Source organism: Pseudomonas sp. NS1(2017), assembly GCF_002269425.1.
Classification (GTDB): domain Bacteria; phylum Pseudomonadota; class Gammaproteobacteria; order Pseudomonadales; family Pseudomonadaceae; genus Aquipseudomonas; species Aquipseudomonas reactans.
Window position 1 is genome coordinate 4,199,497 of sequence record NZ_CP022960.1, and the last position, 25,939, is coordinate 4,225,435.

At 58.2% G+C, this 25,939-nt stretch carries 27 protein-coding genes; 17 read left to right on the top strand and 10 right to left on the bottom strand.

All coding sequences use genetic code 11. The features are described 5' to 3' along the window. Positions 1-37: 37 nt before the first annotated feature. From iolC to CI807_RS19875, 14 genes are all read left to right on the top strand, one after another. Positions 38-1,975 carry a 5-dehydro-2-deoxygluconokinase gene (gene iolC / locus CI807_RS19810; protein ID WP_095015858.1) on the top strand — a complete coding sequence of 646 codons (1,938 nt, stop codon included), beginning with the start codon at positions 38-40 and terminating at the stop codon, positions 1,973-1,975. A gap of 149 nt (positions 1,976-2,124) precedes the next feature. Next, the gene (gene iolE, locus CI807_RS19820; protein WP_095015860.1) at positions 2,125-3,012 is read left to right on the top strand and encodes a myo-inosose-2 dehydratase; all 888 of its coding nucleotides are present in this window, start codon (positions 2,125-2,127) and stop codon (positions 3,010-3,012) included. Positions 3,013-3,015: 3 nt separating this feature from the next. Further along, positions 3,016-3,804 carry a 5-deoxy-glucuronate isomerase gene (gene iolB, locus CI807_RS19825; protein ID WP_016975566.1) on the top strand — a complete coding sequence of 263 codons (789 nt, stop codon included), beginning with the start codon at positions 3,016-3,018 and terminating at the stop codon, positions 3,802-3,804. Between the two features lie 29 nt (positions 3,805-3,833). Further along, positions 3,834-4,649, top strand: a complete 816-nt coding sequence (locus tag CI807_RS19830) for a TIM barrel protein (RefSeq protein ID WP_095015861.1) — start codon at positions 3,834-3,836, stop codon at positions 4,647-4,649. A 10-nt stretch (positions 4,650-4,659) separates the two neighbouring features. Then, the gene (gene iolD / locus CI807_RS19835; protein ID WP_095015862.1) at positions 4,660-6,591 is read left to right on the top strand and encodes a 3D-(3,5/4)-trihydroxycyclohexane-1,2-dione acylhydrolase (decyclizing); all 1,932 of its coding nucleotides are present in this window, start codon (positions 4,660-4,662) and stop codon (positions 6,589-6,591) included. A 19-nt stretch (positions 6,592-6,610) separates the two neighbouring features. Further along, a complete protein-coding gene (locus tag CI807_RS19840) occupies positions 6,611-7,621 on the top strand; it encodes a Gfo/Idh/MocA family protein (RefSeq protein ID WP_095015863.1) in 1,011 nt (336 codons plus the stop codon). 154 nt (positions 7,622-7,775) lie between these two features. Further along, positions 7,776-8,804 carry a Gfo/Idh/MocA family oxidoreductase gene (locus CI807_RS19845; protein ID WP_095015864.1) on the top strand — a complete coding sequence of 343 codons (1,029 nt, stop codon included), beginning with the start codon at positions 7,776-7,778 and terminating at the stop codon, positions 8,802-8,804. Positions 8,805-8,931: 127 nt separating this feature from the next. Next, the gene (locus CI807_RS31480) at positions 8,932-9,108 is read left to right on the top strand and encodes a hypothetical protein (RefSeq protein ID WP_177004141.1); all 177 of its coding nucleotides are present in this window, start codon (positions 8,932-8,934) and stop codon (positions 9,106-9,108) included. Between the two features lie 48 nt (positions 9,109-9,156). After that, positions 9,157-10,086 (top strand): sugar ABC transporter substrate-binding protein, encoded by a 930-nt coding sequence (locus tag CI807_RS19850; RefSeq protein WP_028615865.1) that lies wholly within the window; start codon positions 9,157-9,159, stop codon positions 10,084-10,086. Between the two features lie 64 nt (positions 10,087-10,150). Continuing rightward, positions 10,151-11,704 (top strand): sugar ABC transporter ATP-binding protein, encoded by a 1,554-nt coding sequence (locus CI807_RS19855; protein WP_025999676.1) that lies wholly within the window; start codon positions 10,151-10,153, stop codon positions 11,702-11,704. Positions 11,705-11,730: 26 nt separating this feature from the next. Continuing rightward, positions 11,731-12,753 carry an ABC transporter permease gene (locus tag CI807_RS19860; RefSeq protein ID WP_016975559.1) on the top strand — a complete coding sequence of 341 codons (1,023 nt, stop codon included), beginning with the start codon at positions 11,731-11,733 and terminating at the stop codon, positions 12,751-12,753. A 407-nt stretch (positions 12,754-13,160) separates the two neighbouring features. Further along, positions 13,161-13,565 carry a TraR/DksA C4-type zinc finger protein gene (locus CI807_RS19865; protein ID WP_010564800.1) on the top strand — a complete coding sequence of 135 codons (405 nt, stop codon included), beginning with the start codon at positions 13,161-13,163 and terminating at the stop codon, positions 13,563-13,565. 543 nt (positions 13,566-14,108) lie between these two features. Further along, positions 14,109-15,341, top strand: coding sequence for a methyl-accepting chemotaxis protein (locus CI807_RS19870; RefSeq protein ID WP_371858012.1), 1,233 nt, complete (start codon positions 14,109-14,111; stop codon positions 15,339-15,341). A gap of 115 nt (positions 15,342-15,456) precedes the next feature. Beyond that, positions 15,457-15,660 carry a hypothetical protein gene (locus tag CI807_RS19875; protein ID WP_010211013.1) on the top strand — a complete coding sequence of 68 codons (204 nt, stop codon included), beginning with the start codon at positions 15,457-15,459 and terminating at the stop codon, positions 15,658-15,660. Between the two features lie 7 nt (positions 15,661-15,667). Here CI807_RS19875 and CI807_RS19880 read toward each other — a convergent pair whose 3' ends face one another. The 3 genes from CI807_RS19880 to CI807_RS19890 all read right to left on the bottom strand — a co-directional run bounded on the left by CI807_RS19880 (position 15,668) and on the right by CI807_RS19890 (position 16,589). Next, complete coding sequence (locus CI807_RS19880; RefSeq protein ID WP_038848516.1) at positions 15,668-15,904, bottom strand: DUF2789 domain-containing protein; 237 nt, start codon at positions 15,902-15,904, stop codon at positions 15,668-15,670. 68 nt (positions 15,905-15,972) lie between these two features. After that, positions 15,973-16,203, bottom strand: a complete 231-nt coding sequence (locus tag CI807_RS19885) for a hypothetical protein (RefSeq protein ID WP_095015866.1) — start codon at positions 16,201-16,203, stop codon at positions 15,973-15,975. Between the two features lie 110 nt (positions 16,204-16,313). Beyond that, positions 16,314-16,589 carry a hypothetical protein gene (locus CI807_RS19890; RefSeq protein ID WP_095015867.1) on the bottom strand — a complete coding sequence of 92 codons (276 nt, stop codon included), beginning with the start codon at positions 16,587-16,589 and terminating at the stop codon, positions 16,314-16,316. Positions 16,590-17,006: 417 nt separating this feature from the next. On the opposite strand from CI807_RS19890, the gene CI807_RS19895 reads away from it, so the two are divergent. Continuing rightward, positions 17,007-17,456, top strand: coding sequence for a hypothetical protein (locus CI807_RS19895; protein WP_050554011.1), 450 nt, complete (start codon positions 17,007-17,009; stop codon positions 17,454-17,456). Positions 17,457-17,589: 133 nt separating this feature from the next. After that, positions 17,590-18,606: an ABC transporter substrate-binding protein gene (locus tag CI807_RS19900; RefSeq protein ID WP_095015868.1), complete on the top strand. Its 1,017-nt coding sequence runs from the start codon at positions 17,590-17,592 to the stop codon at positions 18,604-18,606. Positions 18,607-18,697: 91 nt separating this feature from the next. Here CI807_RS19900 and CI807_RS19905 read toward each other — a convergent pair whose 3' ends face one another. Continuing rightward, entirely contained in the window at positions 18,698-20,824 is a 2,127-nt protein-coding gene (locus tag CI807_RS19905; RefSeq protein ID WP_095015869.1) for a TonB-dependent siderophore receptor, read from the bottom strand. Between the two features lie 95 nt (positions 20,825-20,919). Next, complete coding sequence (locus tag CI807_RS19910; RefSeq protein ID WP_016975551.1) at positions 20,920-21,309, bottom strand: DUF2946 domain-containing protein; 390 nt, start codon at positions 21,307-21,309, stop codon at positions 20,920-20,922. A gap of 92 nt (positions 21,310-21,401) precedes the next feature. On the opposite strand from CI807_RS19910, the gene CI807_RS19915 reads away from it, so the two are divergent. Beyond that, on the top strand, positions 21,402-21,839 hold the full coding sequence (locus tag CI807_RS19915) for a DUF3995 domain-containing protein (RefSeq protein ID WP_095015870.1): 438 nt from the start codon (positions 21,402-21,404) through the stop codon (positions 21,837-21,839). Positions 21,840-21,873: 34 nt separating this feature from the next. Here CI807_RS19915 and CI807_RS19920 read toward each other — a convergent pair whose 3' ends face one another. From CI807_RS19920 to CI807_RS19945, 5 genes are all read right to left on the bottom strand, one after another. Beyond that, entirely contained in the window at positions 21,874-22,284 is a 411-nt protein-coding gene (locus CI807_RS19920) for a hypothetical protein (protein ID WP_095015871.1), read from the bottom strand. Between the two features lie 105 nt (positions 22,285-22,389). Further along, positions 22,390-22,800 (bottom strand): hypothetical protein, encoded by a 411-nt coding sequence (locus CI807_RS19925; RefSeq protein WP_095015872.1) that lies wholly within the window; start codon positions 22,798-22,800, stop codon positions 22,390-22,392. 179 nt (positions 22,801-22,979) lie between these two features. Further along, a complete protein-coding gene (locus tag CI807_RS19930; protein ID WP_095015873.1) occupies positions 22,980-23,363 on the bottom strand; it encodes a hypothetical protein in 384 nt (127 codons plus the stop codon). Positions 23,364-24,362: 999 nt separating this feature from the next. After that, complete coding sequence (locus tag CI807_RS19940) at positions 24,363-24,779, bottom strand: hypothetical protein (RefSeq protein ID WP_095015875.1); 417 nt, start codon at positions 24,777-24,779, stop codon at positions 24,363-24,365. Positions 24,780-24,786: 7 nt separating this feature from the next. Then, on the bottom strand, positions 24,787-25,939 hold a 1,153-nt coding region (locus CI807_RS19945), incomplete at its 5' end, for an RHS repeat domain-containing protein (RefSeq protein WP_177409590.1).

The window sequence follows — 25,939 nt, forward strand, 5'->3', positions numbered from 1 at the left end:
GGCACAACGCAGGCTGATAAAAATAACAGGAGCCAGCATGGGCCAGACTCGTTTTGCCAGTGGGCGTCAATTGGATCTGATTTGCCTTGGGCGCCTGGGCGTCGACCTTTATGCGCAGCAAGTGGGTGCGCGGCTTGAGGACGTGTCCAGCTTCGCCAAGTACCTCGGCGGGTCCTCCGCCAACATCGCCTTCGGCACCGCCAGGCTGGGGCTCAAGTCGGCGATGTTGAGCCGGGTCGGCGACGACCATATGGGGCGCTTCCTGGTGGAATCCCTGGCCCGCGAAGGCTGTGACGTCAGCGGCATCAAGGTCGACCCGGAACGCCTCACCGCCCTGGTGTTGCTCGGCCTCAAGGACCGCGAAACCTTCCCCCTGGTGTTCTACCGCGAAAACTGCGCCGACATGGCCCTGCGCGCCGAAGACATCAGCGAAGCCTTTATTGCCTCCAGCAAGGCGCTGTTGATCACCGGCACGCATTTCTCCACCGACGGCGTGTACAAGGCCAGCATCCAGGCCCTGGACTACGCGGCCAAGCACAACGTCAAGCGCGTGCTGGATATCGACTACCGCCCGGTGCTGTGGGGCCTGGCGGGCAAGGCCGATGGTGAAACCCGCTTTGTCGCCGACCAGAATGTCAGCCAGCACGTGCAGACCATCCTGCCGCGTTTTGATTTGATCGTCGGCACTGAAGAAGAATTTCTTATCGCTGGGGGCAGTGAAGACTTGCTAACCGCGCTGCGTAAAGTGCGTGAACTGACGGCGGCGACCTTGGTAGTCAAGCTCGGGCCGCAGGGTTGCACGGTGATCCACGGCGCTATTCCAGCGCGGCTGGAAGACGGTGCTATCTACCCCGGTGTGCGCGTTGAAGTGCTCAACGTATTGGGCGCCGGCGATGCGTTCATGTCGGGTTTCCTCAGCGGCTGGATCAACGACGCGAGTGACGAGCGTTGCAGCCAGTTGGCCAACGCCTGTGGCGGCCTGGTCGTCTCCCGCCACGCCTGCGCGCCGGCCATGCCGACGCCTGCGGAGCTGGAATACCTGTTCAACAGCCCGGTGCCGATTACCCGCCCGGATCAGGACGTGACCCTGCAACGCCTGCACCGCGTGACGGTGCCGCGCAAGGCCTGGAAGCAATTGTTCGTGTTTGCCTTCGATCACCGCTGGCAACTGGTGGACCTGGCGCAAAAAGGCGGCCAGGACCCGGCGCGCATCAGCGATGCCAAGCAACTGTTTATCCAGGCCATCGAACGCGTCGAGAAAAAACTCGCCGAGCAAGGGGTGGAAGCCGACGTCGGCCTGCTTGCCGACCAACGCTTCGGCCAGGACGCACTCAACGCCGCCAGTGGTCGTGGCTGGTGGATCGCGCGCCCGGTGGAAGTGCAGAACTCACGGCCACTGGCCTTCGAACATGGCCGTTCAGTGGGCAGCAACCTGATCGCCTGGCCCCAGGAACAGATCATCAAGTGCCTGGTGCAATTCCACCCGGATGACGAGCCGATGCTGCGCCTGGAGCAAGAGGCACAACTCAAGGCGGTGTACGAAGCGTCGATTGTCAGTGGCCATGAACTGCTGCTGGAAGTCATCCCGCCCAAGGATCACCCGTCCACCTACCCGGATGTGCTCTACCGCAGCCTCAAGCGCCTGTACAACCTGGGTATCTACCCGGCGTGGTGGAAGATCGAGGCGCAATCGGCCGAAGACTGGAAAAAGCTCGACGAACTGATCGAGGAGCGCGATCCGTACTGCCGTGGCGTGGTGTTGTTGGGCCTGAATGCCTCGGCGGAATTTCTCGCCGACGGCTTCCAGCAGGCCAGCCAGAGCACCACCTGCCGTGGCTTTGCCGTCGGCCGCACGATCTTCCAGGAACCGAGCCGCGCGTGGATGGCGGGGGAGATCGATGACGAGACCTTGATCCAGCAGGTGCAGGCCACCTTCGAACAGCTCATTAACGCCTGGCGCAGCTCCAGAAGTTGATGCCTGACCAATACCTGTAGGAGCGAGCTTGCTCGCGAAGAACCTCAACGATGACGCGGGCATTCTGGTTAAACGCGGTGTTCTTGCGTTCTTCGCGAGCAAGCTCGCTCCTACCGTTGAACGCGACTTGAATAATAAAAGGTGCAGCCATGCCCGCAATCCGAATTGGCATCAACCCGATCTCCTGGAGCAACGACGACCTGCCGGCCCTGGGCGGCGAAACGCCCCTGAGCACCGCCCTGAGCGAAGGCAAGGAAATCGGCTACGAAGGTTTTGAACTCAACGGCAAGTTCCCCAAGGACGCCAAGGGCGTCGGCGATGTGTTGCGTCCCTATGACCTGGCGCTGGTTTCCGGCTGGTACTCCAGCCGCCTGGCCCGGCGCTCTGTAGCTGAAGAAATCGAGGCCATTGCCGGGCATGTCGAGTTGCTCAAGCAGAACGGCGCCAAGGTCCTGGTCTACGGCGAAGTGGCCGATTCGATCCAGGGTTCGCGCATTCGCCTGATCGAACGTCCGCGTTTCCACAGCGAACAGGCCTGGCAGGACTACGCCGACAAGCTCACTGAACTGGCGCGCTTCACCCTGTCCCAGGGCGTGCGCCTGGCGTACCACCACCACATGGGCGCCTATGTCGAATCCCCGGAAGACATCGACCAACTGATGCGCCGCACCGGCCCGGAAGTCGGCCTGCTGTTTGATTCGGGTCATTGCTACATGGGCGGCGGCGAACCTCTCGACGTGCTGCGCAAACACATCGACCGCATTTGCCATGTGCACTTCAAGGACGTGCGCAAACCGGTGGTGCAACTGGCGCGTAACCAGATGTGGAGCTTCCCCGACTGCATCGTCAACGGCACCTTCACCGTGCCCGGCGATGGCGATATTGACTTCGCGCAATTGCTCGACGTGCTGCTGGCCGCCCATTACGAGGGCTGGCTGGTGGTGGAAGCCGAGCAGGATCCGGCGGTAGCCCCCAGCTATATCTACGCGAAGAAAGGCTATGACACTTTGCGCGCGCTTCTCAACGAGAGGACTTGAGTGATGAGCTTGTTGGTCAAAAGCAGCAAACGCGGCCAGACCATGGTCGCCCTGGAAGCCGGGCGCCTGGAGTACGTGGGTTTTTCTGCCTACCGCCTGAGCCTGGGGGAAACCCTGCCGGTCAGTGCCGGTGATAAAGAACTGTGCCTGGTGCTGCTCAGCGGCCGGGTGAACATCGAAGGCGAAGGCTTCAACTGGCAGAACCTGGGTGATCGCCAATCGGTGTTTGAAGACAAATCGCCGTTCGCCGCCTACCTGCCGCCGGGCACCGATGCCCAGGTCACGGCGTTGAGCGACGTGCAGATTGCCGTGTGCGCCGCGCCTGGCAGCGAGGGCTACGAACCACGCCTGATCCGCCCCGAAAACTGCAAGCGCAGCGTGCGCGGCAAGGGCGCCAACACCCGCTACGTGTGCGACATCCTGCCCGACAGCGAGCCGGCCCATTCGCTGCTGGTGGTGGAAGTGCGTACGCCGTCCGGGCATTCGTCGAGCTACCCGCCGCACAAGCACGACACCGATGACCTGCCGCACCAGAGCTTCCTGGAGGAAACCTACTACCACCAGATCAACCCGCCCCAAGGCTTCGTGTTCCAGCGCGTCTACACCGACGACCGCAGCATCGACCAGGCCATGGCCGTGGAAAACAGCGACCTGGTGGTGGTGCCCAAGGGTTATCACCCAGTCAGCGTGCCCTATGGCTACGAATCCTATTACCTGAACGTGATGGCCGGCCCCAAGCGTGCCTGGCATTTTCACAACGACCCGCAGCACAGTTGGCTGCTGGACCTTTAATCAGCGGTTTGGACGGAGAACAACAATAAATGAAGTCGCCTCTACGTTTCGCCCTTAACCGCATGGTTGCCCCCAATCTTTCCCTGCCGGATTTCATCCAGTTGGCCGCAACGCTCAAGTGCGATGCGATCGAGATTCGCAACGACCTGGCCGACAAGCAGATCGAATTCGGCACCCCGGCCAGCCGCGTGCGTGAACTGTGCGCGGTGCAGGGCATTACCGTGCTGTCGATCAACGCGCTGTACCCTTTTGATGTGTGGAACGACGAGCGTCGGGCCCAGGCGATCACACTGGCGACCTACGCCCGTGAATGCGGCGCCCAGGGCCTGGTGATGTGCCCGCTCAATGAGCCGGGCGACACGCGCAACGAAGCCCAGCGTGCCGCCGGTTTGCGCACGGCCTTGAGCGAGTTGGCGCCGATCCTGCGCGACCACGGGATTCTCGGCTTTATCGAGCCCCTGGGTTTTGAAGAGTGTGCCCTGCGGCGCAAGCGCGTGGCGGTGGAGGCGATCAAGTCCATCGGCGGGCTGGATGTGTTCCGCCTGGTGCACGACACCTTCCATCATCACCTGGCCAGTGAACATGAGTTCTTCCCGGAGTTGACCGGACTGGTGCATATCTCCGGCGTGGAAGATCGCGAGGCGCCGCTCCATTCGATTCGCGACGGCCACCGCGTGCTGGTGGGCGAGGGCGACATCCTGGGCAACGCCGCACAGATCGACACCTTGCTCAGCACCGGCTACAGCGGCTACCTGTCGTTCGAACCGTTTGCCGAGAGCGTGCATGCATTGGCGGATATCCAGCAGGCGTTGGGGGCAAGCATCGCCCACCTGCAGAAACGATAAGGGGCGCGAGATGACCACAACAAGACTGACCATGGCCCAGGCCCTGGTGAAGTTCCTGGATAACCAATACATCGAAGTCGACGGCGTGCAGAGCAAGTTTGTCGCCGGGGTGTTCACGATTTTCGGCCACGGCAATGTGCTGGGCCTGGGCCAGGCCCTGGAACAGGATGCCGGCGACCTGGTGGTGCACCAGGGCCGCAACGAGCAGGGCATGGCCCACGCCGCCATCGGTTTCGCCAAGCAGCACCTGCGCCGCAAGATCTACGCGTGTACGGCTTCCGTAGGCCCGGGCGCTGCCAATATGCTGACCGCCGCCGCGACCGCCACGGCCAACCGTATCCCGTTGTTGCTGTTGCCCGGCGATGTGTACGCCAGCCGCCAGCCTGACCCGGTGCTGCAACAGATCGAGCAGTTTCACGACTTGAGCATCAGCACCAACGATGCCTTCCGTTCGGTGAGCAAGTACTGGGACCGCATCAACCGCCCCGAGCAGTTGATGACCGCCGCCATCCACGCCATGCGCGTGTTGACGGACCCGGCCGAGACCGGCGCGGTGACCCTGGCGTTGCCCCAGGACGTGCAGGCCGAGGCCTGGGATTATCCGGATTATTTCCTGCAGAAACGCGTGCACCGCATCGACCGTCGTCCGGCCACGGCTGCGATGATCAGTGATGCACTCGCGGCGTTCCGCGGCAAGCGCAAGCCGCTGATCATCTGCGGTGGCGGGGTGAAGTACTCCGGCGCCAATGCCGCGCTGCAAGCCTTTGCCGAACGCTTTGAGATCCCCTTCGCGGAAACCCAGGCGGGCAAGAGCGCGGTGGTGTCCAGCCATCCGCTGAATGTCGGCGGGATTGGTGAAACCGGTTGCCTGGCGGCGAACCTGCTGGCGCCCGAGGCCGACCTGATCATTGGTATCGGCACGCGCTACACCGATTTCACCACCTCGTCCAAATCGCTGTTCAAGCACGTCGACGTCAAGTTTCTCAACCTCAATATCAGCCCCTGCGACGCCCTGAAACTGGATGGTGTGCAGGTGTTGGCCGACGCGCAGATCGCCTTGGAGGCACTGGCAGATGCCCTCGGCGATTACCGTTCCGGCTGGGGCGGGCAGATCAGCGAGGCCAAGGCGCAGTTGGACGCCGAAGTGGACCGGGTGCATCAGGTCGAATATGCCGGCGACGGTTTTGTGCCTGAGGTCGACGACCATCTGGACCGCGCGGTGCTGCGCGAATTTATCGAGTTGACCGGCTCGTGCCTGACCCAAAGCCGCGTGCTGGGGGTACTGAATGAAACCCTGGCCGACGACGCCATCATCGTCGCCGCCGCCGGCAGCCTGCCCGGTGATTTGCAACGCGCCTGGCGCAGCAAGGGCGTGAACACCTACCACGTCGAGTACGGCTATTCGTGCATGGGCTACGAGATCAACGCCGCCCTCGGCGTGAAACTCGCCGAGCCGAGCAAAGAGGTCTACGCCCTGGTCGGTGACGGCTCCTACATGATGCTGCACTCGGAGCTGGCCACCTCAATCCAGGAGCGGCGCAAGATCAACGTGGTGCTGCTCGACAACATGGCCTTTGGCTGCATCAACAACCTGCAGATCGGCAACGGCATGGACAGCTTCGGCACCGAATTCCGCTATCGCAACCCCGAGAGCGGCAAGCTCGACGGTGGCCTGGTGCCGGTGGACTTTGCCATGAGCGCAGCGGCCTATGGCTGCAAGACCTACAAGGTCAGCACAGTGGAACAGCTGCAAACCGCGCTGGCCGATGCGCGTACGCAGACGGTGTCCACGCTGATCGATATCAAGGTGCTGCCCAAAACCATGATCCACGGCTACCTGTCGTGGTGGCGGGTGGGCGTGGCGCAGGTCTCCACCAGCGAACGCACAAATGCCGCCGCGAAAAAACTCAATGAACACCTGGCGAAGGCCCGGCAGTACTAATCACAAGAGGAGTGTTTGTATGTCTTTGAAGCTCGGTGTCATCGGTACAGGCGCTATCGGCCGGGACCATATCCGTCGTTGCAGCCAGACCTTGCTCAACAGCCAGGTGGTGGCGGTAACCGACATCAACCTGGAGCAGGCCGCCAAGGTGGTGGCTGACTTGAATATCAGCGCCGAGGTGTACGCCGACGGCCATGCGCTGATCAATTCCCTGGAAGTTGAAGCGGTACTTGTCACCTCCTGGGGCCCGAGCCACGAAGAGTTCGTACTCGCCGCCATCGCCGCCGGCAAACCGGTGTTCTGCGAAAAACCGCTGGCGGTCACCGCCGAAGGCTGCCGCAAGATCGTCGATGCCGAAGTGGCCTTCGGCAAACGCCTGGTGCAGGTCGGTTTCATGCGCCCGTACGATGAAGGCTATCGTGCCCTCAAAGCGGTGATCGACAGCGGCCAGATCGGCGAGCCGCTGATGCTGCACTGCGCGCACCGCAACCCGACGGTGGGCGAGAACTACAAGACCGATATGGCGATCACCGACACCCTGATCCACGAACTGGATGTGTTGCGCTGGCTGCTCAACGACGACTATGTGTCGGTGCAAGTGGTGTTCCCGCGCAAATCCAGCAAGGCCCTGGCCCACCTGCGCGACCCGCAGATCGTGCTGCTGGAAACCGCCAAGGGCACGCGCATCGATGTGGAAGTGTTTGTGAACTGCCAGTACGGCTATGACATCCAGTGCGAAGTGGTGGGGGAGACCGGCATCGCCAAGCTGCCGGAGCCGTCCCAGGTGCAACTGCGCAGTGGCGCGAAACTGTCCAACGCGATTTTGATGGATTGGAAGGACCGGTTTATCGGCGCCTATGACGTGGAGTTGCAGGCATTCATCGACAGTGTGCGTGCTGGGCAGGTCGGTGGGCCTTCGGCGTGGGATGGCTTTGCGGCGGCGGTGGCGGCGGATGCGTGCATCGAAGCGCAGAACAGTGAGCAGATTGTGAAGGTGAGCCTGCCGGATCGCCCGCACTTCTACGGCTAACCCAATCCTGGGCAACCCCCGCTCCCTGTAGGAGCCGGCTTGCCGGCGATAGCGGTCTATCAGATTCAGCGGGATGACCTGATGCACCGCCATCGCCGGCAAGCCGGCTCCTACAGGTTTGAATGGGTTTGCAGTTCAAGTAAGGAGTGTATCTATGCGAATTGGACTGGTCGGCTACGGCCACGGAGGGCGCTTCTTTCATGCGCCGCTGATTGCAGCACTGCCCGGCGCTACGTTTGTTGGCGTCGTGACGCGCTCACCCGAGCGCCGCCAGCAATTGAACACGGACCTTCCCGGTGTAAAGGCCTTCGACTCCATCGGCCAGATCGTCGAGGCCGGTGTCGACGCCCTGGTCATCTCCACCACCCTTAAAGGCCGCCCGGCCCTGGTGCTGGAAGCCATCGAACACGGCGTTACCGTGGTCAGTGACAAACCCTTCGCCGCCAACGCCGAACAGGCCCAGGCGCTGATCACCGCCGCTGAGCGCCAGGGTACGCTGCTCAGCGTGTACCAGAACCGGCGTTGGGATTCGGACTACCTGACCCTGCGCAAGCTCATCGATGCCGGCGCCCTGGGCAAGATCACCCGCTTTGAGTCCCGCGTGGAACGCTACAGCCCGCAAGCCGTGGGCAACGCCAGCGGTGGTGGCTGGTTGCGCGACCTGGGCAGCCATTTGGTCGACCAGGCGTTGCAACTGTTCGGTCCGGTGGATCGGGTGTTCGCCCAGCTGCATTACACCGCTGAACACCCCACGGTGGATCACGGCTTCTTTGTCTCCCTGACCCATGCCAACGGCGTGATCTCCCATCTGTGGGGCAACGCCTTGCAAAACAGCCAGGCACCGCGTTTTCGCGTCAGTGGCAGCGCAGGCTGTTACACCGTCGAAGGCCTGGACGGTCAGGAAGAGGCGCTAATGGCCGGCAAGTCGCCGAAAACCGAAGGCGAGCACTGGGGCGCCGAAGAGCATCGACGCTGGGGCTGGTTCGAACAAGGTGCGGAGCGTGAGCGAGTGCCGTCGGAAAAGGGCTGCTGGACGCAGTTCTATCGGCAGTTGCAACTGGCCGTGCAAGGGCAGGGGCCATTGCCGGTGGACGCCTATGACGCCCTGGAAACCACCCGTATATTGGACGCCGCACGCCTCAGCGCCGAGCGTCAGCAGGTGGTTTCAACAAAAATAGAATAAAATTCTAAAACAGGTTGATATGGAAATTATTTTCCAATAAAGTCTTTTCCAGGTTGCATAAAGTACGTTTGGACTCGATCCGGGCGACTCAACAAAAACAAGATCAAAAACAACCAGGTACCGTCAGATGAAAATCTTCAACGCTGTACTGCGAGTTTTACGCCCTGCTAAAGCGCCACGCGGTCTGCCCCGCGCCCGGCCGTTCTACTTCTCCTTCCTTAATGTGCTGTGCGTCGAAAACAAAGGCGCGCTGGTGTGCTGCATTCCAGGCGCACCGGTCGTCCGGCTGCCTGCCGAGCTCTGATAAACGCAACGTCCAAAAAACCAACAAGAAAGTGGAGACAGACCGTTCATGAAGACCCCGATCCGTTTTACCGCGCTGGCCCTGTCCATGCTGCTCGCCAGCGGTGTTGCCTCGGCTGCTGACCTCAAGATAGGCGTGAGCATGTCCGCCTTCGATGACACCTTCCTGACCTACCTGCGCGAAGACATGGACAAGCAGGCCAAGTCCTATCCCAAGGGCGATGGCGTGCAATTGCAGTTCGAAGACGCGCGTGCCGACGTGGTCAAGCAACTGAGCCAGGTCGAGAACTTTATCAGCCAGAAAGTCGACGCGATCATCGTCAACCCGGTGGATACCGCGTCGACCGCAAATATCATCAAGGCAGCCACGGCGGCGAAAATCCCGCTGGTGTTCGTCAACCGTCGTCCTGACAGCGCGACATTGGCCCCTGGTGTCGCGGCGGTGACGTCCGACGACGTCGAGGCCGGCAAGCTGCAGATGCAGTACATCGCCGAAAAGCTTGGCGGCAAAGGCAACATCGTGATCCTGCTGGGTGACCTGGCAAACAACTCCACCACCAACCGTACCAAGGGTGTGAAGGAAGTCCTGACTAAGTACCCAGGCATCAAGATCGAGCAGGAACAGACCGGTATCTGGCTGCGTGACAAGGGCATGACCCTGGTCAACGACTGGCTGACCCAGGGCCGCGAGTTCAACGCGGTGTTGGCCAACAACGATGAAATGGCCATCGGCGCGTCCATGGCCCTCAAATCGGCGGGCAAGAAGGGCGTGTTGATCGCCGGGGTCGATGGTACGCCGGACGGCCTGAACGCGATCACCAAGGGTGACATGACCGTGTCGGCCTTCCAGGACGCCAAAGGTCAGGCGGACAAGTCAGTGGAGACGGCGCGCAAGATGGCCAAGAACGAGCCTATCGAGCAGAACGTGGTGATCCCGTTCCAGCTGATCACCCCGGACAACGTCAAAGACTTCAAATAGCCCTGCATAACAACAATAAGCCGGCAGGGCGGTCTTGGCCGCCCTGCAGATGGAGTACCTCCCTATGCTCGCTCAAGCGACTGTCTCGCAGCCTCCCGGTCTTCAGCCCCAGCCGCTGGAAGAACCCTACCTGCTGGAAATCGTCAACATCAGCAAAGGCTTTCCCGGCGTCGTGGCCCTGGCCGACGTGCAACTGCGGGTGCGCCCCGGCACCGTGCTGGCGCTGATGGGCGAGAACGGTGCGGGCAAGTCGACGCTGATGAAAATCATCGCCGGCATCTACCAGCCCGACGCCGGGGAAATCCGCCTGCGTGGCAAGCCGATCGTGTTTGAAACACCCCTGGCGGCCCAGAAGGCCGGGATCGCGATGATCCACCAGGAACTCAACCTGATGCCGCACATGAGCATCGCCGAGAACATCTGGATCGGCCGCGAGCAGCTCAACAGCCTGCACATGGTCAATCACCGCGAAATGCACCGCTGCACCGCCGAGTTGCTGGCGCGCCTGCGCATCAACCTGGACCCTGAGGAACACGTGGGCAACCTGAGCATCGCCGAGCGGCAGATGGTCGAGATTGCCAAGGCCGTGTCCTACGACTCCGACATCCTGATCATGGATGAACCGACGTCGGCCATTACCGAAAAGGAAGTGGCCCACCTGTTTTCGATCATTGCCGACCTCAAGTCCCAGGGCAAAGGCATCGTCTACATCACCCATAAAATGAACGAAGTGTTCGCCATCGCCGATGAAGTGGCGGTGTTCCGCGACGGCCACTACATCGGCCTGCAACGTGCCGACAGCATGAACAGCGACAGCCTGATCTCGATGATGGTCGGCCGCGAGCTGAGCCAGTTGTTCCCGGTACGCGAGACGCCCATCGGTGACCTGTTGCTGACGGTGCGCGACCTGACACTGGACGGCGTGTTCAAGGACGTGTCGTTCGACCTGCACGCCGGTGAAATCCTCGGTATCGCCGGGCTGATGGGCTCGGGCCGTACCAACGTGGCAGAAACCATTTTTGGCATCACGCCCAGCAGCAGCGGCCAGATCACCCTGGATGGCAAGGCAGTGCGCATCACCGATCCGCACATGGCCATCGAAAAGGGCTTTGCGCTGTTGACCGAGGATCGCAAGCTCAGTGGCCTGTTCCCGTGCCTGTCGGTGCTGGAAAACATGGAAATGGCGGTGCTGCCGCACTACACCGGCAACGGTTTTATCCAACAGAAAGCCCTGCGTGCGCTGTGCGAAGACATGTGCAAGAAGCTGCGGGTGAAAACCCCGTCCCTTGAACAGTGCATCGACACTTTATCGGGCGGTAACCAGCAGAAGGCCTTGTTGGCGCGCTGGCTGATGACCAACCCGCGACTGCTGATCCTCGATGAACCTACCCGTGGCATCGACGTGGGCGCCAAGGCCGAGATCTACCGATTGATTTCATTCCTCGCCAGCGAAGGCATGGCCGTGATCATGATTTCCTCCGAATTGCCCGAAGTGCTGGGCATGAGCGACCGGGTCATGGTGATGCATGAAGGCGAGTTGATGGGCACCCTGGACCGCAGCGAAGCGACCCAGGAAAAAGTCATGCAGTTGGCCTCCGGGATGACGGCAGTCCACTGACGCACAGAATAAGAAGGTGATGGGCTATGAACGCAATAACGGATAACAAACCCGCGACGGTACCCACCAAAAGTCGCCGACGCATGCCCACCGAGCTGAGCATCTTCCTGGTGCTGATCGGCATCGGCCTGGTTTTCGAGCTGTTTGGCTGGATCGTGCGGGACCAGAGTTTCCTGATGAACTCCCAGCGCCTGGTGCTGATGATCCTGCAAGTGTCGATCATCGGCCTGCTGGCAATTGGCGTGACCCAGGTCATCATCACCACGGGGATCGATCTGTCCTCCGGTTCGGTGCTGGCGCTGTCGGCGATGATCGCCGCGAGTTTGGCCCAGACTTCCGACTTTTCCCGGGCGGTGTTCCCGAGCCTGACCGACTTGCCGGTGTGGATCCCGGTGGCGATGGGGCTGGGTGTCGGGCTGCTGGCGGGAGCGATCAACGGCAGCATCATCGCCGTCACTGGCATCCCGCCGTTCATTGCGACCCTGGGCATGATGGTCTCGGCCCGTGGCCTGGCGCGTTACTACACCGAAGGCCAGCCGGTAAGCATGCTCTCGGACTCGTACACGGCGATCGGCCATGGCGCGATGCCGGTGATCATCTTCCTGGTGGTGGCGGTGATCTTCCATATTGCCCTGCGCTACACCAAGTACGGCAAGTACACCTACGCGATTGGCGGCAACATGCAGGCGGCGCGTACGTCGGGCATCAACGTCAAACGCCACTTGATCATCGTGTACAGCATCGCCGGCCTGCTGGCAGGCCTGGCCGGTGTAGTGGCCTCGGCACGTGCCGCCACCGGCCAGGCCGGCATGGGCATGTCCTATGAGCTGGATGCGATTGCCGCCGCTGTGATCGGCGGCACCAGCCTGGCGGGCGGGGTAGGGCGCATCACGGGCACAGTGATCGGCGCGCTGATCCTTGGGGTGATGGCCAGCGGGTTTACCTTTGTCGGTGTGGATGCGTACATCCAGGACATCATCAAGGGCCTGATCATTGTGGTGGCGGTGGTGATCGACCAGTATCGCAACAAGCGCAAGCTCAAACGCTGAAGGCGTCCCTGTAGGAGCGAGCTTGCTCGCGAAAAACGCCAACGGTAACGCGCGGTGTCTGGTTAAACGCGTTGCCCTTGCGTTCTTCGCGAGCAAGCTCGCTCCTACGGTTGGGGGTGAGGTTTCAACCGTTTGTCTTCTATATAGCTCCACAACACTGAATTTCTTGCTATAAACGCACTCCGATGACCATTCGCCGAGCCCGTCCTGGTGCTTTTGGGGGTTATCTCGGAAAAATTGCCTGTCTTTTCAGTTGCTGCGCCCTCAAGTCGGCCTTAGACTGCCGCCCCTCGTAAATTGAGTGCCGGGTGGCGCTTGAAATGGATGGCGCCCTTCCGAGACCTGCAGAGGTCGGCCGGAACGCTCCCTTATTCGCCTTAATGCACGTATTTTTTATAGAGAAATCAATGACAAAGGAAAAGTTGCTGGCCATGCCGGCGGATGACTACATGAATGCCGAACAGCACGCTTTTTTCGAGCAGTTGCTGCAAGACATGAAAGTGGAACACCACGAGCGCATTGAACAGAACCGTATCGCCATTGAAAGCCTGGACACCCCGGCCGACCCGGCCGACGCCGCTTCTGTTGAAGAAGAGCGCACCTGGCTGGTCAACGCCATCGACCGCGACCAGCGCATGCTGCCGCAGCTTGAGCGCGCACTGGAGCGCATCAAGGAAGATTCCTTTGGCTGGTGCGATGACAGCGGCGAGCCTATCGGCCTCAAGCGCCTGCTGATCAGCCCGACCACCAAGTACTGCATCGAAGCGCAAGAGCGCCACGAGCAGATCGACAAGCATCAGCGCCAAGCCTGATGCGGTGAAGCGGGGGATCGCTCTGCGGTTCCCCGGGAAAGACCCGTTACACCCCGTCTATTGATCTGCTGCAAGCCACCCCACTAAAGGCCCATGGATAATGGCCCGATAGTGGCGTTTAATGCAGCGACAATAATGACAAGCAGTGGGGTAACGAAGATGGCTGGAGACGGATCTCTGATGGGCGCAGCAGTGCCACCGCAAGCGGTGGCGCGCGGGTTGTCCGGCTGGCTGACGCCCCTGTTGCAGAGCACCGCCCTGGTGTTGGTCCTGCTGGGCTTGGCGCTCGCCAGCCTGCCGCTCTACCTTTGCCTGGCACTGGCCCTGCTGGTGATCTGGCTGCCTCGATTGAAAAGTCGCACACCTGTTATCGCATCTTCCGATGCCGTCGATGCCATCGGCGAATTAACTCGCGACCTGTCCTACACCACCAGTCATAACGCGTTGTCCGCGGCCGGCGTGGCCTTTTCGGTCAAGCAACTGGCGGCACGTGTGCAGTCGCAGTTGGGTGCGGCCAAGCAGATTGTCAGCAGTGCCGAGGTGATGATCGGCACTGAAAAGATCACCTCCCAGCTGAGCCGCGAAGCGCTTGGCGCCGCCAGCCAGGCGCATCAACGCAGCACTGAAGGCCGCGAAGTGCTGGCCCAGTCGATCACCCGCATGCACCAGCTCAGCCAGCGCGCCAACGCCAGCCGTGAGCTGATTGAAGCCTTGAGCCTGCGCAGCGAGGAAATCCAGCGGGTGACCTTGGTGATTCAGTCCATCGCCAGCCAGACCAATCTGCTGGCACTCAACGCGGCCATTGAAGCGGCTCGGGCCGGTGAGCATGGACGCGGGTTTGCGGTGGTGGCGGATGAGGTGCGTGGGTTGGCGGGGCGTACGGCCACGGCCACCGATGAAGTCGGGGTGATGGTGGCGGATATCCAGCAACGCACCGCCCAAGTGGTGGAGCAGATTCGCCAGCTCTCGGCGGACCTGCATACCGGCGTCGAGCAGGTGGAGCACGCCGGCGAGCAGTTGCAGAGTATCGCCAGCCTGGCGGCCGATGTGGAGGGCCAGGTGAATGAGATCGCCCAGGGCACCGACACCAACCGCACCCAGCTAGACAGCTTGTTCCATGCCGTGGAACAGATGCGCAGCGACCTGGCTGTCAGCGATCAGCAGACACGCCAGTTGGCCGACGCTGCCGTGCAGATGGAAGGGCAGGCCGAAACCATCAGCGAACGTCTGGCGGAAGTTGGGCTGGACGACTACCACCAGCGTATCTACGACCTGGCGCGCGAGGGTGCGAGCCGGATTGCCGCGCAATTCGAAGCCGATGTGCAGCAGAACCGCATCAGCCTGGATGACCTGTTCGACCGCAGCTACACGCCGATCGCCAACACCAGTCCGAGCAAGTACCACACCCGCTTTGATGGCTACACCGACCAGGTATTGCCGGCGATCCAAGAGGCGCTGTTGCCACGCCATGAAGGCTTGGTATTCGCTATTGCCTGCACGCCGCAGGGCTATGTGCCGACGCACAATAAGGCGTTTTCCCACGCGCTAACCGGCGATGTGCAGGTGGATGCCGTGCAGAACCGCACCAAGCGCAAGTTTGAAGACCGTACAGGGATTCGCTGTGGTAGCCACCAGCAGGCGGTTTTGCTGCAGACCTATACCCGTGACACCGGAGAGCTGATGCACGACTTGTCGGTGCCGATCATGGTCAAGGGCCGGCACTGGGGTGGCTTGCGCCTGGGCTATAAACCCGAGGCAGTGAAGGCCGGGCGCTAAGGATTATTGCTGTTTATGCAAAGGAGCTATTCCGGGGATAGCTTTTTCCAACTGGAAGAAAACCGTAGCATGGCCAACATTGTTAGCCAGCTAACTAATGCTGCGGAGAAGCTCCATGCAAAACAAAGTCGATGTTGCCGTGATGATCGGCAGTGGCGTACCCCAAACCCTGCGTGCGCTGGGCCAGAAGGCCTGCTGGGTGGTGTTGCTCAACGGTGAGCAGCGCGGCACAGCCTTCGCCAGTCGTGATGAGGCCGAGGAGTGCAGGGCCGCCTGGCAGGCGCTGTTGCGCCTGGAGCAGTCGGACAGCCTGCATTGATACGGGGCTATTGCGATTGATGCAGGCGTTGATTCAGCTCATCCACGGGAATCGCCCATTCAGCGTCCTCGCGCAGCTCTTCTTTCAGAAAGGCCGCTTGCTGTTCAGACCAGAACGGCGCATCGATCAGCTTCACGTCTTCAGGCAGGGGATGCGCGACGATAAAGGCGTCGATGGCGTCCGGGGTTGAATCCAGGCCCAATTGTTCGAACAGGGTTTCAAGGGTAGGAATTGGCGCGTCCATATCGTTCTCCATGCAGGGTGGTCGTTATGCATGGGAGGGTTGCGGCGCAGCAGAGTTCTATCGGATTGTCAGGAATTAAGAGCCCCGGAATCCACCGCTGCCTTCAAGGCCTTGGCGGACTCTTTTGCAGCGGAGGCCGCCGCGTCGACGGTTTTGAACCAACGGTCTTTTTCCACCTGGTGGGTGGTGACAGTGGTCAGCGGTGGCTTGGCTCGCATGATGATCACTGCTTGAAACTCACCGTCTACTTCCCTTGCGTCGCCATGGATGAAAAATTCGCCGATATCAAATTCCGTCACGTAGAGCCTTCCCTTGGAGATAACTGCACTGGAGAAACCTGGCCCGCAGGGCACAAACTTCAGTGGACGGGCCAGTATGGCAGTTGTTGCGGGTCGGCGGCGCAGTTAAGTTATCGGGCGGACAAAACGACTGCTCCGTGAGAAGCTTGCAACTGGGCTTCAAGCTTTTTGGCCAGTTCACAGGCCTTGACATGGTCGCTACGAAAGCCTTTTATTCGACCGCTGAGTACTTCACGGATATGGAAGAAGTTTCTGCCGGCAGGTACGACTTGGTAAAGAACCGAATCCGAGTACCCCTCGAAGGCACCCAAGCGGTAGTATTGAGCCTCGCCCTGGCATGATGAACGGGTGTGCGAAGACATTGCATTGTAGGTTGATCGTTGCATGGCCTGCTCCTTTCGATCGATCCGGTTGACTTGATTGCAACGTTTTGGGTGGTTTTGATTGGTGATGCTGTTTTAGTATTGTCGTCCTCAGGCCCCGCCTGGTTCCATGCCAGGTATGTTTGTTTGTGTGGGCGCGTCGGAAAACTGCATTTTTAATTGAGTTATTCTCTGAAGTTGGTCGGCCCGTATTCTCGGGCTGTTGAACCTGTGATCTCCTGTGGTGCCTGATGACTTTGCACAAAGTCCATCGCGTACGTCTGTACTAGCCTGATGGCGTGAGAACGGGTTTTTCTTCAGTTTTTTTCAAAGAATGAGTGATGTGATCGTGCCGTAATGGCCGTTTTTTGTGCTGCCCGCTGTGGCGGACAGCGCTCTTTTTGATGTGGGGGCGTTTCCTTGGCAGTCAGTAATCTGGATATGCACGCGTTGTTCGTGCTGGGTGATTTGCGCGCAAAGTTGGTCAAACAGTTTCAATCCCGTTTTGTTTACATCACTGAGCAGACGCCGGAAGGCATCTACATCGCCGAGATTGACACCGAGGCGGCGATGGTCGTGGATGACAAGCCGCGCCTGGAGCTCAAGGTCGGTGATCACTTTCGCGCAGCGGTATTGCCCAGCCGTGAAGGTGGCAAGTTTGAACTGAAGTTCCGCGACATCAAGTTGACCGTCTATGGCCTGGGCGACTACGCCTTTGTGTCCTCGGCCGAAGGCCAGGGCATCGTGTTCAAGGAGGGCCACAGCGTGATGCTGGTGTTTGCCGCCAACGAACAACTGCAGGAAGGCCTGACCAAAACCCTGAAAGCCGTGACCGGCAAGGCCGCTAAATGGCGCAAGGGTGAACTGGTGACTTTCAAGGCCAGCGAATAACCATCAAATTCCGCGAACACCCGTTATCTCCCGGAACCTCTACTACAGTTGAGTTGACTTAACTATTCAGAGGCTTCGCGCTTACGCAGCAAAGCCGTCCGCTATTGGCTGCGATATTGCGAGGTGCAAGGGCATGAAAGGATTGAGAACGCTGTTGGCTGCGTCCCTGGCGACGCTGGGGCTGTCAGTGACGACATTGCCGGTTTCGGCCGCCGAGGCTCCGGTACATTTCGCCGATTTGAACTGGGAAAGCGGCAGCTTCATCACCGAAGTGCTGCGGGTGATCGTCGAAAAGGGCTACGACCTGCCCACCGATACTTTGCCTGGTACCACCATTACCCTGGAAACCGCCCTGGCGAAGAACGACATCCAAGTGATCGGCGAAGAGTGGGCCGGCCGCAGCCCGGTGTGGGTCAAGGCCGAAGCCGAGGGTAAGGTGGTCGGCCTGGGCGATACGGTCAAAGGCGCCACCGAAGGTTGGTGGGTGCCGGAATACGTGGTCAAGGGTGACCCTGCCAAAGGCATCGAGCCTCTCGCGCCGGAACTCAAGAGCGTGAAGGACCTGGCGCGCTACAAGGATGTGTTCAAGGATCCGGAATCCCCGGGTAAGGGGCGCTTTCTCAACAGCCCCATCGGCTGGACCTCGGAAGTGGTCAACAAACAGAAGCTCAAGGCCTACGGCCTGGACGACAGCTATGTAAACTTTCGCAGCGGCTCGGGCGCGGCACTGGATGCCGAGATCGCCTCATCGATCCGCCGGGGCAAACCGGTGCTGTTCTACTACTGGTCGCCGACGCCGTTGATGGGGCGCTACAAGTTGATCCAGCTGGAAGAGCCACCGTTTGATGCCGAGGCGTGGAAGACGCTGACGGATGCGGATAATCCTGATCCGAAACCAACTCGCTCGTTGGCGTCCAAGTTGAGCATCGGGGTGTCGACGCCGTTCCAGAAGGAGCACCCGCAGATTGCGCAGTTCTTCGAGAAGGTCGAGTTTCCGATTGAGCCGCTGAACAAAGCCTTGGCGACCATGAGTGAAAATCACACGGCGCCACGGGAAGTGGCCCAGGTGTTTCTGAAGGAACATCCGGAAGTGTGGAAGGCTTGGTTGACCGAGGATGTGGCGCAGAAGGTTGAAGCCAGCCTGAAATAACCTTGCGTATGTACTGTAGGAGCCCGGCTTGCCGGCGATGGCGTTCTATCGGACGCCATCGCCGGCAAGCCGGGCTCCTACGCTCAGGTGTTTAGAACCTGGTTTGTACTGCCAGCTCGAATGTTCTTGGCGAGCCCAGGTAATACGCCGGCGACACATGCGCAAACTCGGCATACACCTCATTCGTCAAGTTGCGTACCCGGCCCGTCACCGAGGTGTGCGAGTCCACTTTATAGCGCAGGAACGTGCCGAACAGTGTGTAGGCCGGCACCGTCTGGGTGTTGGCGTTGTCGGCGTATACCTCGGCCACATAACGAGCATCCACCCCCCCTTGCCAATCCTCGGCAAAATCATAGGTCAGCCACAGGTTTCCCACGCGCTTGGGCACGTTGGTTGGTGTATTGCCTTTGCGCGAGACCACTGCGCCACTGGCGATTTTCTCGTTGAAGTCGTCGTACTCGGCGTCGACCCAGGCGAAGTTACCCTCCGCCAGCAACCTTGGCGTGATGCGCAGCGAACTGGCCAACTCGATGCCTTTGGATGACTGCGCCCCGACCGGAATGCTGTTGGTCGGGTCCTGCGGATCGGTTACGGCAAAATCCTTGCGCTCGATCTTGTACGCGGCGACGGTGGCTGAGCCACGGCCGTCCAGGTAATCGAACTTGCTGCCCACTTCCCACTGTTTGCCCGTCGAAACATCAAACACTTGCGTGGTGGTGTTCGGCTGCTCGGCGGCGGTGCTGTATTGCACATACACATTGGCCGACGGGATGAACTGGTAAGTCAGGCCGACGCGGCCGGTTACCGGCTCCCAGTTACGCTTGAAGTGGTGGGGATTGGTGGCGGTGATCGCACGGTGGTTGGTGACGTCCAGGTCGATGGCGTCGTAACGCAGGCCGGTCAGCAGCGAGAGTTTGTCGGTGAGCCCCAGGCGGTTCTCCACGAACAGCGCCTTGGTGGTGACCTCGTTGGTCTTGTCCTTGCCGAACTTTTCACGGGTTCGCGGGATGTCGTAGAAGTGTCCAGGGTTGTAGTTGTTCGGGTCCACGCTGCTGTTGCCCGGCACATTCAGCGGGGTGTTGGTGGTGCTGTTGACCTTGTATTCGAAACCGCCAGACCACGTGGTCGACAATCCGAACATACTGTCATCGTGGCGCAGCTCGAACTGGTTGCCGTTCTGTTCGCCTTGATGGCGTACCTGATAGGCCGTCGAGCGGTTCACCGCGCTGTTGTCGGCGTTGTACTGGTAGGTTTCCAGGTTGCGGTAATCGCGTTGGCTGTCCAGGTGGTAGAGGGTGTTTTTCAGGGTGGTGCTGTCGTTGAGGCGGTAGTCGATGATCGAGCGTGCCCAGATCGTGCGCTGTTCGTAGCGACCGTCAGCAACGTTGTAGTTGTTGAAGCGGTTGTGCTTGTCGATCTTCAGCTCGCCCACCTTGGGGTTGAGCACCGGCGTACCCCAGTAGGGGCTGTCTTCATGCTCATCCTGGTATTCCAGCGCCAGGGTGTGAGACAGGTTGGGCGTGAGGTCGCTGAGCAGGGAAAACGCCAGGCTCCAGGCCTCGCGCTGGTCGCGGTCGATGTAGCTGTGATTGGTGTTGCGGCTTACATCCAGGCGCACGTAGTGCTGCACATCGGCGCCGGGTTCGGTCAGGGCGTGATTGACGCCAAACGCCATGCCGGCGGTGTCATAGCTGCCATAGGTGAGCTGGCCTTCGGCGGCCTGTTCCTCGCGGGTAGCCAGTTTGGTCACGTAGTTGAGCGAACCGCCCACGGAGCCGGCGCCGTTGATCAAGGAGGACGGGCCGCCTACCAGCTCCACCCGGTCATAGATCCATGCATCTACCGGCCGGGCCAGGCCGGTCGCCACATTGATCCCGTTGAACATCTGGGTGATCTGGCTGCTGGTAAAGCCACGGTAGGAGACAAATCCGCCAAATCCTGGCGGGGCGCTGGCATTGACGCCAGGCAAGGTGTTGGCAGCGTCGCGGAAGGTCTTGGCGCCGTGGCGCTCGATGTCATCGCGATTGGCGATCGCCACCGACGCCGGGGTTTCGCGCACGCTCAAACCCAAGCGCGAGGCCATGCCGCTGGATTGATCCAGGGCCAGGCCAGGCTCGGCGGTTTGTTCGCCATCAATGGTGGTAGGGGCCAACTCAAGGGCCCAGGCGCAGACAGGCAGGCAGCCGAACAGGCCCGCCAACAGGGGTAGATGTTTCATGGTTGAATCCTGAAAAACTTGGCTTGAAAACAACGCACAGCCGCCCGTACGTCCTCGCGGAAACGGTGCTCAGTGCAGATCGGAAAGCGAAGGGATCAGGCGAAAGCAGGCGGTGCGCGCGGATTAGCCGCAGGCCAGGTAAAGCGGGCAGGAATGTCAGCAGCCAGGACAATGGCCGGCGGCGGCGCATGGGGCTGTGGCAACACCGCCACATTCAGGCTGGAACTCAGCGCTGGGCCCATGCCGCCGGTGGAACACAGCGGGCAACCAAACGCCTTGGACAGCGTCGGCAGGTTCTCTTCAGTGGAGTTGGACGGCTTGGGCGCCTGGGTGCGCGGGTCCACTGTACAAAACTGACCGCCGATGCCATTGAGCTGCATCCCGACCATCTGCCCATGACCGATACTGCAGGCGAACACATTGAACAGGACGCAGCAATAGAGCATCCAGGCAATGAGCGAGCGGTCGGCGCGGGCGATTTTCATGGGGCGGCACTTTACCATCAGCCGCCGACGAAATGCCTGCAAAAAATCTCCGGGCGACTATCCTCTTTCGCACCTTTAAGGGAGAGCCAGCCATGAGCTTTGTTGTCGCGCGATGGATTGTCGGCATTTTCACCTTCATCAGCATGGTGCATTTGTACTGGGCTGCCGGCGGCAAACTCGGCTTCCAGGCCGCTATCCCCCAATTGCCCGGCGAATTCGCGCGTGGGCCGAAACCGGCGTTCAAACCCTCGGCTCTTGCTACCTTTCTAGTTGCCCTGGGGTTGGTGGGGATTGCACTGATGGTGTGTTTTCGGGCCGGGCTATATTTCTCGGCGGTGTCCCACGGGGCCTTGCAGTGGGGGATCAGCGCGATTGCGGTGGTGATGTTTGCCAGGGCGATTGGGGATTCGGAATTGGTGGGGTTTTTCAAGAAGGTCGGTGGTTCGCGGTTTGCGAGGTTGGATACGTATTTTTATTCGCCGTTGTGTCTGGTGTTGGGGGTGGGGTTGTTGGTGGTGGCGTGGGGGTGAGGGCCTGATGGCTCATCAGGCCGGGTAGTCATCGTCATGATTGAATGAAGTACAAGTTGGACATGGAACCAGGGATTTTTTTGGCTTTTCCCAGTTTCAGGTACTCGCCGAGTTCATGCGCCAGGTACTCTTTGTCGGTATATTTCTTGTATTTTTGCGGTAGCTCACAGGCATAAATATATAATCGCCAAAGGTCAAATCCGTCGACCCTGTCATCAGGGCCGTAGTCAAAGTCGATGTGTAGGCCTGATAGGCAAACGCAACAACCAATGCCGTGCAATTCGTAGGTTACGTCATCGGTGACAGTGCCTTGCTGCGGAATTTTATTGGAGCGCCATAATCCATGAATGTTTTTGGTTCCGAACGATCGCTTGAGTAATTCCGTTGCTTCATCTACATGCCTCAGATATTCCGATATCAGGGTTTCTAGTGTATGGATTTGCATTGTGCTACCCTTTCCAGGCTGAGGAATTGTCTTTGTTTGGGGTGGTGAATATATAGCTGGATATCGCTGGGATATGTCTGTTTATTAGAAGGCTTATTTGGAAAGTTAAAGTTTGGAAAAGTAGATGTAACCTTCAAAGGATATGCCCGCTATCCAATCCAAACTTTCTTGAGTTATGTAGGTGTGTTGCGGGATCGTCGAAAATATCCCAAGTGCTGGTGAGAGATGTTTGATGCCTATTGAATAGGCGTCATCAGTGGTGTCACCTATGATAATGACGTCAGATTCTGTGGTGAGTTTGATTTTTTCTACAAGTGCATCCATTGATGTTTTTGATGTTGCTATACCCAGGTAGATACTATTTTTTAATAAGCTCCATGCTATGTTGGTCACAGAGAATGGAATGCTCTGACTCATTTTTTCTACCATTAGGTCATGTTTGATTTTTGTTAGGGTAGTGATTTCCGTATTGTTTTTTTTAAAATATTCAATTATCTCGTCGTCAAGGTAGCTCATTTTTTGCGAACCTTTTAGTTAGCTGGATCACCATTTTTTCGTTTCCTTCAGATGTAAAATGTGGGCCATTTTCTTTATGGGTCCACACGTTGATATGTGCGCCACTGTTTTGATCATGTTCAACACGATAGCCAGTTTTTCTGTCGGGCTTGTGGTGAGTAGGCGTTCATCTATGTGGGTCACGTATTCGTTGGGTATAAGAAGACTCTGATCGCCCTCAAGTCAACGCAGCCAGATTGTTGAGTAGTGGGGCCGTCTAACTCAACTAGTAGTACAGAGTCGCCGAACTGCAGTGCTGCACAATTTTCGTTTGTGATTTGAATGAGCTCAGCTGTTATTCGAGTGATACCGTTTATATGAGAAATGTTGGGGCTTTTACCTGTGGAGGGCGTGAGGTTCTTGCCCCAGGTGAACGTTTCATCTAGGCCAAACTCTACATCCATCTCATCACCTGTTTTTGGCTCGACACCTACCCACACAGCTTTGCCGCTACCAGCAGATGAGTGAAAATTCACAAGTAAGGTCTCCGTATCAGACAGTATCTCGGTTATTCGTATCTTCATTTATTTTTCCGGTTGTGAGACCTTGCTAGTAGTGTTGGCTGTACCATGTTGGGGTGAGGTTTTACAGGCTGCTATTATAGTGTTTCGTGCGGTTTATGAAGTGGTGGATATCTTCGGGTGTTATTTTTTTACACTGGTCTCTCGTTTTTTCTAAAATGGTTTAATTTTCGTGGATGTTTTTATAGATAATCTGAGCTACGGCATGTGTTTCTGAATCGTAAAATCTGCATAGCAATACATTGGTTTGAGACTCCAGGAAAGTACTGATTTTCTCGGGAGTGATGAGTCTTTCAAAGATTGTCATTTTGAGCCAGAGTTCGTCTATTTCAGTTTCAAACTCTTGAGCTACTAAGATAGCATCCTGTGAGCCTTCAAAGACTGGGTTTTGTATTTTTCTAAAGCTTGTTGGGAGATTCTTAATTGTGGAGTAGATATTGCTTATTTTATTTTTTTTACATAGATCCCCAGTATTTAGTGTTTTGGCGATATTTTTTTTGAATAAAATTCTTCGGATTTCGAATTGAAGTCTACATCTGTTGTTGATGTCCACTCTATTTTAAACGGCCATTTTTCTGATAGTTGATCCATTATGCCGCACCATGACTCCCATACGCTGGTGAAGTCGTGAGCCAGTAATGTCGTAGTGGTGAATTTTGCATCATTGGTCGGGTGTACGCTTTCCCATGGTTTTACACCAAGTTTATTTATATACGCGGTGTTCATTTTGTTATCTCTTAAAATGGTGGAGAGTGTTGTGCCGCGGGTTTATCTGCTTAGTCGGATGATTATGGAGTTTTCGAAGCAGTGATTTTTCGCTGATTCACATCTTTTTGTGGTGAGCAGACTTGTCCTGTGTTGGGTTGCATAGCGGCCCCAAAACAGACAATGTCGATTTGCTTGGACATCCCAATTGCCTGGAGTGGGGCCGCCGTGCGGCCCAGCGCGAGCAAGTTCGCTCGCCACAGGGGGGCGGTGCTGGCTTTAAGAGCGGTGTCGGTCTTACCAAGTTGTCTGGTCTTCGAGGCTGGCTTTTTGAAGGTCTTCTTTCCAAACCTCGTTGGCTAGTCGGTATATGTCGGCGAAGAAGCTTCGGGGGTCGGTTATTTCTGTTTCATTCCAAGCCATGGTTATGTACTTGTCGTAATCGTTCTCAAATTCTTTAGAAAAGTCAAAATTGGGATTGTCTAGTGCATCTTTGAGAACGGAAATCAATATAAAACGATGCCTGTAGGAAAGGTGCATAAGATCTTTAAGGATAAAAGAAATTATGATTTTTTCCCTATCTTTATGGTTGTTAGGGTCGTGCTTCCATAGCTCTATTCCAACCGTTTCCTCAAGGTCGTATATCGATAAAGCTCCTAATAAATGAGAGATAGTAGGAGTGTATGGAGTGTCCATGAATGGCGATTTCAGCATGGTCTGCTCATTTCGGGAAAGCGGTGAATGGTCGAGTCGGATTGTTTCGATCAAATCTGATTTCTGCTCTGTCCATGTTTTCAATGTATCTAGGGTTGTTCAAGTCCCCGCCATTAGGTTTATAGCCTCGTCCGGCCCCAGGCAGTTCGACCACGACCACTGGGTTGCCTGCGTTATCCAAACCTGTGGGAGATGGCGAATCGCCCTGCATCCTGCCCTTGGCTTTGTTTATAGCGTGGAGTTGCATTTTCCAAGAGTTAAATTGGGAGCTGGAGCTAATAGGTCCTCTCTCCCCAGTCGTTGGATTTGTTCCATCAATAGATCGTTGTTTTAACGCGCTATCAGGTATCTCCGGGCCGTGCTTTTCAACGGTATGCATATGGTATTCCTCCTCCCAGCCCAGCACCCTTCGTTTCGCATTTGCTTCTGTCAGTCCATCTATTTTCGACTGTCGATTAGCTCGTGGCAGTTGAGGTAGAGCGGGCGCGCCTTCATCAATGCTAGGCCTCTGAAGGGTAGGAGTAATGCTAGGTTTACACTCGTCGCCAGGGCAGCTATTCAAGCCCAGCGGATCTACCCACCCGGTAGGATTGGGTACGTACTGGTACGCATTGATCCCACCCGTCAACTTCACCGGATCCGGCGTCAGGTAGCGACCAATATCCGGATTGTAGTAGCGATGGCGGTTGTAGTGCAGCCCGCTTTCTTGATCGAAGTATTGGCCCTGAAAGCGCAGCGGATTGTCGACTTGTCCTATGTCGAGACGGCTGATTTCGCCGTAGGCCCGATAGTGTGCGGACCAGACGATTTCGCCATCGGAGGCAGTGAGTTCCTGCGGCGTACCAAGGTGGTCGAGTTGGTAGTGGTAGGGCTTGGTTTCTTTTGGGCCGAAGCCTTCGAGCAGGGCCAGCGGGCGGAAACTGTCGGGTTCGTAGAGGTAACTGCGATGGCGATCCGTCTGATGCTCGGCGATGAGTCTGTCGCCCTGCCAGAAAAACTCTGTAGTCACGCCCTCCACGGTTTTGCTGATTCGCCGCCCGAACGGGTCGTAGCGATAGCTAGCGATCTGGCCGTTGGGTTTTTTAATGCCGATCAGGCGGTGCTGGCAGTCGTAGCGGTATTCGGTGACGAGTTGATGGCCTTTGCCGCGTCGTTCGCGG